General features: G+C 66.9%; 11 protein-coding genes. 2 read left to right on the top strand and 9 right to left on the bottom strand.

All coding sequences use genetic code 11. The features are described from left to right. Positions 1-25: 25 nt before the first annotated feature. From QOC69_RS27800 to QOC69_RS27785, 4 genes are all read right to left on the bottom strand, one after another. Complete coding sequence (locus tag QOC69_RS27800; protein ID WP_526445745.1) at positions 26-328, bottom strand: DUF4193 family protein; 303 nt, start codon at positions 326-328, stop codon at positions 26-28. Positions 329-649: 321 nt separating this feature from the next. Beyond that, positions 650-1831, bottom strand: a complete 1182-nt coding sequence (locus QOC69_RS27795; RefSeq protein WP_526445744.1) for a zinc-dependent alcohol dehydrogenase — start codon at positions 1829-1831, stop codon at positions 650-652. 26 nt (positions 1832-1857) lie between these two features. Continuing rightward, positions 1858-4029, bottom strand: coding sequence for a catalase (locus QOC69_RS27790; protein ID WP_526445743.1), 2172 nt, complete (start codon positions 4027-4029; stop codon positions 1858-1860). Between the two features lie 137 nt (positions 4030-4166). Next, complete coding sequence (locus QOC69_RS27785; protein WP_526445742.1) at positions 4167-4733, bottom strand: hemerythrin domain-containing protein; 567 nt, start codon at positions 4731-4733, stop codon at positions 4167-4169. Positions 4734-4925: 192 nt separating this feature from the next. On the opposite strand from QOC69_RS27785, the gene QOC69_RS27780 reads away from it, so the two are divergent. Together QOC69_RS27780 and QOC69_RS27775 are read left to right on the top strand one after the other, a co-directional pair. Further along, on the top strand, positions 4926-5615 hold the full coding sequence (locus tag QOC69_RS27780) for a DUF6766 family protein (protein WP_526445741.1): 690 nt from the start codon (positions 4926-4928) through the stop codon (positions 5613-5615). A 152-nt stretch (positions 5616-5767) separates the two neighbouring features. Next, complete coding sequence (locus QOC69_RS27775; protein WP_526445740.1) at positions 5768-6883, top strand: GGDEF domain-containing protein; 1116 nt, start codon at positions 5768-5770, stop codon at positions 6881-6883. 3 nt (positions 6884-6886) lie between these two features. On the opposite strand, the gene QOC69_RS27770 is transcribed toward QOC69_RS27775, so the two are convergent. From QOC69_RS27770 to QOC69_RS27750, 5 genes are all read right to left on the bottom strand, one after another. Further along, a complete protein-coding gene (locus QOC69_RS27770) occupies positions 6887-8101 on the bottom strand; it encodes an MFS transporter (protein WP_526445746.1) in 1215 nt (404 codons plus the stop codon). Between the two features lie 80 nt (positions 8102-8181). Beyond that, positions 8182-9066 (bottom strand): LysR substrate-binding domain-containing protein, encoded by an 885-nt coding sequence (locus tag QOC69_RS27765; protein ID WP_526445739.1) that lies wholly within the window; start codon positions 9064-9066, stop codon positions 8182-8184. A gap of 32 nt (positions 9067-9098) precedes the next feature. Beyond that, the gene (locus tag QOC69_RS27760) at positions 9099-10238 is read right to left on the bottom strand and encodes an acyl-CoA dehydrogenase family protein (RefSeq protein ID WP_526445738.1); all 1140 of its coding nucleotides are present in this window, start codon (positions 10236-10238) and stop codon (positions 9099-9101) included. Between the two features lie 11 nt (positions 10239-10249). Further along, entirely contained in the window at positions 10250-11695 is a 1446-nt protein-coding gene (pntB, locus tag QOC69_RS27755) for a Re/Si-specific NAD(P)(+) transhydrogenase subunit beta (protein WP_526445737.1), read from the bottom strand. Positions 11696-11739: 44 nt separating this feature from the next. Further along, positions 11740-12582: Re/Si-specific NAD(P)(+) transhydrogenase subunit alpha (locus QOC69_RS27750; protein WP_526445736.1), on the bottom strand; the 843-nt coding region annotated here is incomplete at its 5' end.

Here is a 12582-nt window from a genome sequence, read left to right as displayed (position 1 = left end):
GCGGCGCCCTGGGAGGGCGCCGAACTCACGCGCAGTCAGAGCAGATGAGCTCGCCGTTCGTCTGCATCGTCAGCCGATTGCGGTGATACACCAAGAAACAGGACGAGCAGGTGAACTCGTCGGGTTGCTTGGGAATCACCCGGACGGTCAGTTCTTCGCCTGAGAGATCGGCACCCGGGAGTTCGAACGCGTCGTACGCGTCTCCGTCGTCGACGTCGATCACGGCAACCGCGGCGTCGTTTCGCCGGCCCGCGAGTGACTCGAGGGACTCCTCGGCGACGTCGTCGGATTCGGTCTTACGGGGTGCGTCGTAGTCCGTAATGGCCATTGGTGTCCTCTCGGTCCGCGTACTCGAGTACGGACAACGCCGTCCAGTGGGCGCATGTTCCCGCGGCTACCGATTCGAAACCAAGCCTGGTGCAAAAGGCGATGAATATCGTCCAACCTGAATCGATGACCAGCCGTGACGCCGTTTCAGCGCCGGCTTCGCGGGTACGGGGAAATCGCGGTCGTCCTGGCCGAACGCAGTCGCGTAGCTGCGCTGGCGGGCGATTGCGCGAAGGCCTACGCGTCCGCGACGACGACGCGACGATGTACGACCGGCAGCTACGAATCGGTCCCGACAGGGTAATTCGCCACACCCGGGGGATCAGGGCTTCAGCACGATCTTGACCGCACCGTCCTTCTTCTTCTGGAAGACCTCGTACGCATACGACGCGTCTGCCAGAGGCAGAGTGTGGGTGGCGAACGCGTCGACCCCCAGCGGGTCGTCATCCGTTAGCAGCGGCATGATGTCGTCGACCCATTTCTTGACGTTGGCCTGGCCCATCCGCAGTTGGACTTGCTTGTCGAAGAGGGTCAACATCGGCATTGGATCCGCCATCCCGCCGTACACGCCGATCAGGGAGATCGTGCCGCCACGCCGCACGACGTCGATCGCGTTGTAGAGGGCGTCGAGCCGGTCGACTCCCGCCCTTTGCATGAGAGGCTTGGCCAGGGTGTCCGGGAGCAGGCCGGTCAAATGCTGAGCTGCCTTGGCGACCGGCGAACCATGTGCCTCCATGCCGACTGCGTCGATCACGGAGTCGGTTCCGCGCCCGTCGGTCATCTCGCGCACCACGTCACCCAGCGACGAATCCAGCTGGGAGACATCGATCGTCTCGATTCCCCGGGCTTGCGCTCGAGCGAGGCGCTCGGGTACGAGGTCGACGGCGATGACCCGGTGCCCATGGTGGCTCGCGATGCGTGCGGCCATGTCCCCGATGGGCCCGAGGCCAAGTACGGTCACCGACCCACCATCGGGAACGTCCGCGTAGGCGACTGCCTGCCATGCCGTCGGCAGGACGTCGGACAGGTACACGAATCGCGAATCCGATGGTCCATCGGGCACCTTGATGTGGGTGAACTGCGCCTGAGGCACCCGTAGATACTCGGCTTGGCCGCCGGGAACGCTCCCGTACAGCTCGGAGTAGCCGAACAGCGCCGCGCCCATCCCGTGGTCGCGGACCTGGGTGGTCTCGCACTGGGTGTAGAGCTGCTGATCGCACATGTAGCAACTGCCGCAGGAGATTTGGAAGGGAATCACCACCCGGTCGCCGACTGCGAGGGATGTGACGCCCTTGCCGACCTCGCGGACGATGCCCATGGGTTCGTGTCCGAGCACGTCCCCTGGATTCATGAAGGCACCGAGCACCTCGTAGAGATGCAGGTCCGACCCACAAATATTGGTGGACGTGACCTCGATGATGGCGTCGGTGGGCTGTTCGATCCGCGGATCGGGCACGGTGTCGACGCGGACGTCCCGCTTGCCGTGCCAGGTAACTGCTTTCATCGTGAAGTCTCCCTTCTAGAAGTCAACTACTTACTTGCGCGTCGGGTGGGGGCCGTCTTCTTCGGCGCGGTCTTCTTCTTGGGCGCGGCCTTCGACGGCGCGACCGCCGACGCCTTCACCGCGCCGGCGCGTTCCCACACCCGGTGCCGACCCAGCGCGGCGACCAGGTCCGAGCTGAACTCCTTGTCGGAGTCGTCCCCGACGAGAACGCCGGCGGCGTTCCGGCCGATGCCCGCCGCCTCGAGCAATGCGGCGCCATCTCCCCACGCTCCCAAGGGTTTACAGTGTCGGAACAGCTCCTGCAGCATCACGACGAGCTTGATGTCGTCGGTCACCGAGGTACCCGAGGCGATGATCGCCGCGTCGAATTCGATGGACCGCGTCGTGGCGAAGGTGCGTTCGACGACCAGTGAGCGCCGCCCGGACTTCAATGTCCCCCCGGTGGCGGCGGTGACCAACGCGGTCACACCCTTGCGTGCCAGCGACTTCGTCAGAGCTGCGATACCGGCCAGATCGGACCCGGCGTCGGCGATCACCGCGATCTTGCGGCCGGTGACGGGGCCCGGTTCGGTGACGATCTGTGACAACGCCGGTGACGTGGTGCCGTCCGCCGGTGGTTTGCCCTGCGGGGCAGGCAGTCCCAGGCCATCGGCGACCTGGCGACACAGGTCGGTGTCGACGTTGGCCAACACCTCGAGCTCGCGCTCCTTGACCGCCTTCTCGTAGCACTTGCCCAGTTCGAACGTGAACGCCTCGACGATGTGCACCTGTTCGATCTCGCTGAGGCTGCGGTAGAACATCGCGGCCTGGGTGAAGTGATCGTCGAAGGAGACGGGCTGCGCGCGTACCACGGGACCGTCGACCGGCCGTGGTGTCGGCACGTACCCGCCGCCGTCGGCCTCGGGGACGAGGGGCTCGCCGCCGTCGATGCTGTTGGGCCGGTACGGCGCCAGTCCGGTGTGGATCGCCGTCTGATGCATCCCCTCGCGCAACATGTCGTTGACCGGGCAGTGCGGCCGGTTGATGGGGAGCTGGGTGAAGTTTGGCCCGCCCAGCCGAGTGAGCTGGGTGTCGAGATAGGAGAACAGCCTGGCCTGCATCAGCGGGTCGTTGGTTACCTCGATGCCGGGGACCAGGTTTCCGGTGTGGAAGGCGACCTGTTCGGTTTCGGCGAAGTAGTTGGTGGGATTGCGGTTCAACGACAGCATGCCAATCGGCCGCACTGGCACCAGCTCCTCGGGGACGAATTTCGTCGGGTCGAGCAGGTCGATGCCTTCAAAGCTGTCGGTGCCGTCGTCGGGCATGACCTGGATGCCGAGTTCGTATTCCAGCGGAGCGCCTGCCTCGATGCCGTCGGCCATGTCGCGACGGTGGAAGTCCGGGTCGCAGCCCGCGGCGATCTGCGCCTCCTCCCACACCAGCGAGTGCACACCGGCGACGGGCTTCCAGTGGAACTTCACCAAGCTGGTCGTGCCGCGCCGGGTGACCAGCCGGAAGGTATGCACCCCAAAACCTTCCATGGTCCGGAAGGAGCGCGGAATGCCACGGTCGCTCATGTTCCAGAAGACGTGGTGCGTGGCCTCGGTGTGCAGGGAGACGAAGTCCCAGAAGGTGTCGTGTGCCGACTGTGCCTGCGGGATCTCCCGGTCCGGATGTGGCTTGGCGGCATGGATGACGTCGGGGAACTTGATGCCGTCTTGAATGAAGAACACCGGGATGTTGTTTCCGACGAGGTCGAAGTTGCCCTCGTCGGTGTAGAACTTCACCGCGAAGCCGCGGGTGTCGCGCACGGTGTCGGCCGAGCCACGCGAGCCGAGCACGGTGGAGAACCGGCAGAACACCTCGGTCCGCTTGCCCTTGGTGGACAGGAAGGCCGCCCGCGTGACGTCTTTGACATTGCCGTACGCCTCGAACACACCGTGGGCCGCGGCGCCGCGCGCATGCACCACTCGCTCCGGGATGCGTTCGTGATCGAAGTGCGTGATCTTCTCCCGGAGGTGGAAGTCCTCCAGCAGGGTGGGGCCGCGGTCACCGGCCTTCAAGGAATGATCGGTGTCGGGCAGCCGGAGGCCCTGCGCGGTGGTCAGGTAGCGGCCGGATTGAGCCCGGGGATCAGCCTGTCCCGCAGAACCTTCGGGCACACCTGTGGGGCTGACGGCGGGAGGGGCGGACTGATCGCGATTGCGTGAAGTGGGCATCGATGCTCCAAGGGCTAACGGTAGCGAGCGGCGCGCCGGGGACAGTGCGCCCGACCCGGCGCGCGGGCTACACGCCTTCGGCGGCAATACCCCACGACCGTCACCACAAACGCCGGCCCCGGGGTACTGCCTCCGATTTAGGCGACGTTGCCGCCCAAGGCGTCGCGCGCGCGATCGAGCAGCGAGACGAACGGCCCGACGGCGAAGTTGACGAACGCCGACTCCACGCCCGCATGTGGGTGGGTGGGTGCGATGCGCTCGGCAACCTGGGCGGCAGTCGCGAGCTTGCGGAGTTCCTCGTCGTCGAGCTGCTCCTCGAGCAACGTGAACTCCTCGGCCTCTTCCCGCTTCGCGTGCTCCAGCACCGCGGCTTGCAGGTGGATCAACTCCTTGGAGAAGTCAGCCGTACCGCAGGGGATCTTCTCGAGCGCACCCAACGCGAGCTTGGCGTCGTGTTCCTCGGTCAGGCGGGCGTCGGCGATCTCGGCACCACCCTCGACCTTGCGCCGGACACGTGGGTGCACCATCATTTCCTCCGCCGTCTCGTGCACCGCTAGGAGAGTCCGCAGCCGCGTGAAGGCCGCATGCTGAGTGTCGGCGTCCTTCGCGTCCAGCGTTTCGATGAACAGTGCCTTGATGGCTTCGTGTTGGTCCTTCAAGTAAGTGACCACGTCGTCTGGACTGGTGATGGGCTTCTGAGCCACGGCAGTTACCTCCGCGAGAATCGAATGGATGACGGCGCGAGGGCTGCACGCCGCTGCCGAGGGCTACCCCGGAAGGCACGGCAGAAACCTGAGGGCTCGGAATGCCCGTGATGATTTGACGCGCTGTTTGCCATGCGCACCAGCGGGAAGACACACTTCGAACCGCATATCGCGACGCCGGCGGGAGCCCTCGTGTCTTCACGATCCCAGGCGCCCCGGTTGGCGGTCCTGCGCAACAACGGGCTGCTGCTGGCCTGCCTGGCGCTGTTCGGGGTGTTCTTCCTCGGCATGATCTTCTCCGGCGCTGCGACCTGCAACGAGGAACAGCAGCAGCACGGCTCGACTGAACACATCTCGGTGGTGCAGTACCTCACCACCGTTGACTTCGTCGAGGCGACGTTCGAGAACTGGGAATCGGAGTTCCTGCAGATGGGCATGTACGTAATGCTCACCGCCTTCCTCTTCCAGAAGGGTTCATCGGAATCCAAGCCGATCGACGAGCCCGCTCCGCAAGACCAGGATCCCCGCGACGCGAAGAGCGAGCCCTCGGCGCCGTTGCCGGTGCGTCGGGCCGGGCTGACCCTGGCGCTGTACGAGAATTCGCTGGCGATCGCCTTGTTCGTGCTGTTCTTCGCCTCGATGGCTCTGCACGCGGTCGGCGGCAGAACGGCGTTCAACGAAGATCAGGTCGAGCATGGACAGGCCACGGTCTCGGTGTGGCAGTACCTCACCACGTCGCGGTTCTGGTTCGAATCGATGCAGAATTGGCAGAGCGAATTCATTGCCGTGGCCGCCATCGTCGGGTTGTCCATCTTCCTGCGCCAGCGCGGCTCGGCGGAGTCCAAACCGGTCGCCGAACCGCACCGGCATACCAGCGCGTGAGCCGTCGCCCCGTCCGTCCCGGAAACCTGTCTCGCCCCGGTACCGCCGGCGCTGAGCGAAGGCGCGTCGACGTTGATAGGTTCGATTCAGGTACGGGTGACGAGGGGGCCGGGGATGTGTCGATTGCGCTTCTCTTGCCCTGACGATCCGTCGTGACGACGGAGCGGTGGAAGCCGCGGCACGATCACTACTACTGGTTGACGGCAATCCTCGCGGGGCGGGGGCTGCAGGCCAGTACGTGCCGGGTCATCGCGGGAATCATCGGCACCCTCGGCCTGATCCCGATGATCGCGTTGGTCAGCCCAGTCGGTCCGCACGGGTTGATCGGCAAGGTCCTCGCAGTCCTCGTCACGACGTGCTGCGCGGTGATGTCGCTGCGCTGGTTGCGCCATCGTTGGCCCTCCAGGGCCGAGTCTGCGGCATGCGTCGTGGTGGGCACCGTCTGCATCGCCGTCGCCTGCCTCATCTCGACCAGTCCGGTGGCCGGTCTGCTCGGGGCCACCTCGTTCGCAATACCGGCCGCCTACATCGCGTGCTTCCATGGCCCGCGCCTCCTGGCATTCACCTGGACGGTCGCCGTGGCGACGTTGGCGATCCTCGCGATCCGGCTCGCACCGTTGGACACCGCCCTGGCGATCAGCAGCGTCTCCCTGGTGGCACTGATCAACGTCTTCGTGGCCCTCGCGTGCCGGGCGGGGCTCCGGCTCGTCGGCGGCGAGGTGTCGACCGGTCAGCTCGAGCCATTGACGGGACTGCTGGACCGCGACTCCTTCTACGAACGGACCGCGACGCTGCTCGCCGCGCGCCACCGCGACGATGACAGGTACCTGGTCCTCGTGGTCGTCAACATCGATTTCTTCTCCCTCATCACGAGCATGTCCGGCGAACGAGGCGGCAATCTGGCCAGGGTCGCGGTCGGCACCGCGCTGCGATCCAGCGTCCGCCACAATGCCGTCGTCGCCCATGTCGCCGAAGCCGAATTCGTCATCGCCGACACGTTCACCACGGCCGATGCGTCTCCGCTCGTCGACCGAGTCCGCGCCGCCGTGAACAACACCCCGTCGCGACTGACCACCAGCGTCGGGGTGGTCAGCACGCCCCTGCGCCCCCTGATGCACCTGCCGCCCGATGACGTCGTCGACGAAGTCATGACGATCGCGACCACTGCGATGAACGAGGCGCGCAAGGACGGCGGCAACCGGGCCCGCTTCGTCGTCAACCCTGCCCTGGCCGTGGTCGCCAACCCGGACTGCGGCGGTCGCGAATAGCCTTCAGTCGCGGCGCAACAGCGCCAGCGCCATGGCGGCGGCGACGCCGGCCAGGATGACGATGGTCAGGGTGACCGCCGTCCAGCCTGCGGCATCGAACACGACGCCCCCGAACCACCCGATGACGCTGGACCCGCCGTAGTAGAAGAGGTTGTACAGCGACGACGCCTGGGCCTTGCCGACGGTGGCTTCGCGCCCGGTCCAACCGGACGCGATCGCGTGTGCGCCGAAGAAGCCCGCCGTGCCGATGACCAGACCTGCGAGGACCACGAACACGTTGTCGCTCAAGGTGATCGTCACGCCGACGATCATGGTGGCGATCGACACCAGCAGCACGCGCTTGCGGCCGAACCGGGCGGCCTCCGCTCCTGCCCGCGACGACGCCCACGTGCCCGCCAGGTAGGCCAGGAACACCAGGCTCACCAGGGTCTGGGGTAGGTGGAACGGCGCGGCCATCAGCCGGAAGCCGAGGAAGTTGTACAGGGCAACGAACCCACCCGTGAGGAGGAAGGCCAGGGCGAAGAGAGTGAGCTGGCGCGGTGACCGCAGGTTGGCGGTCAACCGGTGGAGCATCCCACCGGCACGGTGTGAGCGCTCGCGCGACGGGTCGTACCCGCGGGGCCGGGGTGCGAGCCGGACGAAGCCCAGCGCTCCGACCCCGCACAGGGCCGCCACGCTGAGCACCCCGATCCGCCAACCGGCGACCTCACCGATCGGACCGGCGACGAGCCGACCCAACAGTCCGCCGACACTGGTGCCTGCGACGTACATCCCCGCTGCGCGCGCCGCGTGGTCGGAGTGGATCTCCTCGGAGAGGTAGGCGATCGCGATCGCCGGTACACCGCCGACCAGCAGGCCCTCGATGAACCGGCCCGCCAACAGCAGCTCGTAGCCAGGAGCGAACGGAACGACGAGGCCGAGGACCGTCGCCGCGGTGACCGACATCGACATCGCCCGCACCCGGCCGATCCGGTCGGCGACCATCGACCACGGGATGACGCCCACTGCGAGGCCTGCCGTGGCGGCCGAAACCATCAGCGCCGCGTCCGCCGCCCCGGTGTTCAGGTCGGCGGCGATCAGCGGCAGCACCGACTGCGGCGAGTACAGCTGGGCGAACGTGGCCACGCCTGCGCAGAACAGTGCCGCCAGCAGCCGTCGATACTCCGTCGAGCCCCGCTGGTGTCCGGCCCAGGCGTCGGGGAGGTGCGCAGCATTGATGGTCACCGACCGAGTGTCGAGCGGTCCTCCACGTGTGTCCAATGCATGAAGTCACGCAATCTCATGCATTGAATGCATGATCAACCGGTCTGGCCGCGGTCTTTCACGAACTCGACGAACCGTGCTGCCGCGGCCGGCATCTCGCGGCCTGCGGCGAGCGCCAACCCGACCTGCCGTTTGGCGCCTGCATCGGAAAGCGGCAGGTACGCCACCGTCGATTCGGCGCGCTCGGCACGCGGCACGGGCACCACCGCAACCCCGAAACCCGCCGCGACCAGGCCCTCCATCGTGGGGATCTCGGTGGCCTCGAACGCCACCTGCGGCTGGATTCCGGCGGCCGTGCACAGCTCGTCGGTGAGCGGCCGCAGGCCGGACCCGACGCGGAGCACGATGAACGGTTCGCCTGCTACGTCCGCGAGACGCAATCGGGAACGGCTCGCCAGCCGATGTCCGCGCGGTACCGCGACGCAGAGTCGTTCGGAGTACAGGCCGTGCCACACGTATCCAGGACCGGCGGGCCGCGGCGAGGTGATCGCCAGGTCCACGTGTCCCTCCAGCACCCGATTCGCGAGCTCGTCCGCCGCGCCCTGATAAAGGTCGAAGCGGACCTGCGGTGCGTGTAACCGAAACCGCCGCAACAGATCCGGAACGAACCAACTGGCCAACGAGTGCAGGAAGGCCAATCGGACCGTCCCCGAATCGGGATCGCGCAGCGCGGCTATGCGCTCATTCGCCGAGCGCATCTCGGCGGTGGCGCGACGGGCGTGTTCGGCCACGATGGCACCGTAGGCATTCAACCGCAGCCGACGGTTCACCCGATCGAAGAGCGGGACGCCGACCTCGGCCTCCAGTCGGGCGAGGGCGCGTGACAGGGTCGGCTGTGGGATGCCCAACTCGGCGGCCGCATCCGTGACGTGTTCGACCTCGGCCAGTACGACGAACCAGTGCAGTTCGTCGAGATGCATGCCGGCGAGCATATAACCGGCGGGCCCGGGTCTCAGTCGGTCAGACTGCGGGCGATGACCAGGCGTTGAATCTGGTTGGTGCCCTCGAAGATCTGTGTGATCTTCGCTTCCCGCATGTAGCGCTCAACGCGGTAGTCCCGCGTATAGCCGGCTCCGCCGAACACCTGCACCGCATCGGTGGTCACCTTCATCGCGGCATCGGTGGCCACCAGCTTGGCCACGCTGGCTTGCGTCGAGTAGGGCCGGCCCGCGTCGCGGCGGCGCGCGGCGTCGAGGTAGGTGGCCCGAGCGCTGACCACTGCCGCGGCCATGTCGGCCAACAGAAACCCCAGCCCTTGGTGGTCGATGATCTTGCGGCCGAACGTCGTTCGCTCGTTGGCGTACCGGGTGGCGTCGTCGAGCGCGGCCTGGGCGATCCCGACGGCCACCGCGGCGATGCCCAGCCGACCCGAGTCGAGCGCACTGAACGCGATCTGCAGGCCCTGGCCCTCGGCGCCGATGCGGCGGTCGGCGTCCACACGGGCGTTGTCGTAGAACGCCGACGTGGTCGGTACGGCCGAAAGGCCCATCTTCTCCTCGGGCTTGCCGAACGACAGGCCCTCCAGATCGCCTGGCACCAGGAAGCACGAGATGCCGCGGGATCCCTCGCCGGTGCGGGCGAACAGCGTGTAGAAGTCCGCAACGCCGCCGTGGGTGATCCACGACTTCGACCCGTTGAGCAGGTAGCCGTCTGCGGTGGGAGTGGCCGAACACCGCAGCGCCGCAGCGTCGGAACCGGCCTGCGGTTCGGACAGGCTGTACGCGCCGATCTGCTCGCCGGACAGCATTCCCGGCAACCACCGCTGCTTCTGCTCGTCGGTGCCGAACGTCAGCAGTGGGTGCGACGACAGACTGTGCACGCTGACCGCCACGGCAACCGCGGCCCAGCGCGCGGCGATCTCCTCGAGGACCTGCAGGTACACCTCGAAGGGCTGGCCCGCGCCGCCCCACTCCTCGGGCTGCGGCAGGCTCAGCAACCCGGCGGCGCCCAGTTGGGCGAACACCCCATCGGGGTAGGTCTCCGATTTCTCGTGTTCGTCCACGATGGGGTCGAGCAGCTTGTCGGCAACCTCACGGGTGAGCGCGATGAGGTCGTCTGCGTCCTCGGACGGCAGGATGCGGTCGACTGGCATGGTTGCAGATCCTAGTTTCCGGTGTGGGCCGCCTCTGACAGCGCGGCGTTGATCGCGTCCACGCGGTCCTTGGCGTCGCCGAAGAGCATCTGGGTGTTCTCCCGGAAGAACAGCGGGTTCTGCACGCCCGCGTAGCCGGAGGCCATGGAGCGTTTGAAGACGATGACGTTGTCGGCGTTCCACACCGTCAGTACCGGCATACCGGCGATGGGGCTGCTCGGATCCTCGGACGCCGCCGGGTTGACGGTGTCGTTGGCGCCGATGACCAGGACGACCGAGGTGTTGTCGAAATCGTCGTTGATCTCGTCCATCTCCAGCACGATGTCGTAGGGCACCTTGGCCTCGGCCAGCAGCACGTTCATGTGGCCGGGCAGCCGGCCCGCGACGGGGTGGATTCCGAAGCGGACGTCGACGCCGCGCTCACGCAGCTTGCGGGTCAGGTCGGCGACACCGTACTGGGCCTGCGCGACGGCCATACCGTAACCGGGGGTGATGATCACCGAGCTGGCCGAGGTGAGCAGTTCGGCGGCACCCTCGGCGTTGATCTCGCGGTGCTCGCCGTAGTCCTTGTCATCGGCCGGGCCTGCTTCGATGCCGAAACCGCCTGCGATGACGGAGATGAACGACCGGTTCATCGCCTTGCACATGATGTAGGACAGGTAGGCACCGGAGGAGCCGACGAGCGCGCCGGTCACGATGAGAAGGTCGTTGGACAGCAGGAAGCCCGACGCCGCAGCGGCCCAGCCCGAGTAGCTGTTGAGCATCGACACCACGACGGGCATGTCGCCGCCGCCGATCGAGGCGACCAGATGCCAGCCGAGCAGCAGGGCCAGCACGGTGACGGCGATGAGGAGCCACAGCTGCGGAGAGATGACGAACCACACCGTGAGCGCGAAGAACACGACCAGCGCGCCGACATTGAGGATGTTCTTGCCCGGCAGCATCAACGGCGTGGACTTGATGCGCGCCGAGAGCTTGAGGTTGGCCACGATCGACCCGGTGAACGTGACGGCGCCGATGAACACGCCGATGAAGACCTCGGCCGAGTGGATTCCGAGCAGGCCCTGGCCGTCCAGTAGGGCGGCCTCGGAACCGGTGATGTCGTGTTCGACGTGCAGGTAGCCGTTCCAGCCAACCAGCACCGCGGCCAGGCCGACGAACGAGTGCAGCAGCGCGATCAGTTCGGGCATCCCGGTCATTTCGACGACGCGGGCACGCCACAGGCCAATCGCGGCGCCGATTGCCATCGCGCCGGCCAGCAGGCCCAGACCCAGCGGTTCGATGTGGCGGCCCAACGCCAGCGCGATGGTGGCGATCAGCGCCACCGCCATGCCTGCGATGCCGAATGTATTGCCGGACCGCGACGTTTCGTGCTTGGACAACCCGGCAAGGGCCAGGATGAACAGCAGGGCCGCGACGACGTAGGCCGCGGTGGCGGTGGTCTCTAGGGTGAACATGCAATCCGTCCGATTAGGGGAGAGTCGGGGCTAGGGCAGCTTGGTCAGCTGCGCGAGAACATCGCGAGCATGCGGCGCGTCACCGCGAAGCCACCGAAGACGTTGATGCTGGCGAGCAGGATTGCGACCGTAGCCAAGGCTGTGACGACGGCCCCCCCGGTGTAAATGCCGTGTCCGATCTGCAGCAGCGCGCCGACGACGATGATGCCCGAGATTGCATGGGTCCCCGACATCAGCGGGGTGTGCAACGCGTGGTGCACGTGCCCGATCACGTAGTAGCCGATCACGATTGCCAGGGCGAAGACCGTCAGGTGCACCTGCAGCGCGGCCGGGGACAGCGCGATGAGCACGAACAGCACCGCGGCGGCGACGAACGTGATGCCCAGCCGGCGCTGCGGCGACATCGGCTGTTTGGCGTGTGACACCGCCGGTGCGGCCGCAGCCGCCGCCGGTGCCGCCGACACCTGTACGGCCGGCGGCGGCCAGGTGGTCTCCCCGTCGCGCACGACCGTCACCGACCGCTGCACGACGTCGTCGAAGTCCAGGGTGAGCTGCCCGTCCTTCTCGGGGGTGAGCAGCTTGAGCAGGTTGACCAGGTTGGTGCCGTAGAGCTGGGAAGCCGTCGCGGGCAGTCGCCCGGCCAGGTCGGTGTAGCCGATGATCGTCACGCCGTTGTCGGTGACGATGGCCTGATCCTTGACGGTGCCCTCTACGTTGCCGCCGTTGGCCGCGGCCATGTCCACGATCACGCTGCCCGGCTTCATCGCGGCGACCATCTCCGCGGTGATGATGCGGGGCGCAGGCCGGCCGGGGATCAGCGCGGTGGTGATGATGATGTCGACGTCCTTGGACTGCTCGGCGTACAGCGCCGCCTCGCGGACCTTGTA

The sequence above is a fragment of the Mycobacterium sp. genome (genome assembly GCF_032162105.1).
Taxonomy (GTDB): Bacteria; Actinomycetota; Actinomycetes; order Mycobacteriales; family Mycobacteriaceae; genus Mycobacterium.
This window is presented reverse-complemented; position numbering and strand designations above follow the sequence as displayed.

Coding starts and splice junctions, on each gene's coding strand:
- QOC69_RS27800 (WP_526445745.1), bottom strand. CDS start 328: ATGGCCATTACGGACTACGACGCACCCCGTAAGACCGAATCCGACGAC.
- QOC69_RS27795 (WP_526445744.1), bottom strand. CDS start 1,831: ATGAAAGCAGTTACCTGGCACGGCAAGCGGGACGTCCGCGTCGACACC.
- QOC69_RS27790 (WP_526445743.1), bottom strand. CDS start 4,029: ATGCCCACTTCACGCAATCGCGATCAGTCCGCCCCTCCCGCCGTCAGC.
- QOC69_RS27765 (WP_526445739.1), bottom strand. CDS start 9,066: ATGCATCTCGACGAACTGCACTGGTTCGTCGTACTGGCCGAGGTCGAA.
- QOC69_RS27760 (WP_526445738.1), bottom strand. CDS start 10,238: ATGCCAGTCGACCGCATCCTGCCGTCCGAGGACGCAGACGACCTCATC.
- pntB (WP_526445737.1), bottom strand. CDS start 11,695: ATGTTCACCCTAGAGACCACCGCCACCGCGGCCTACGTCGTCGCGGCC.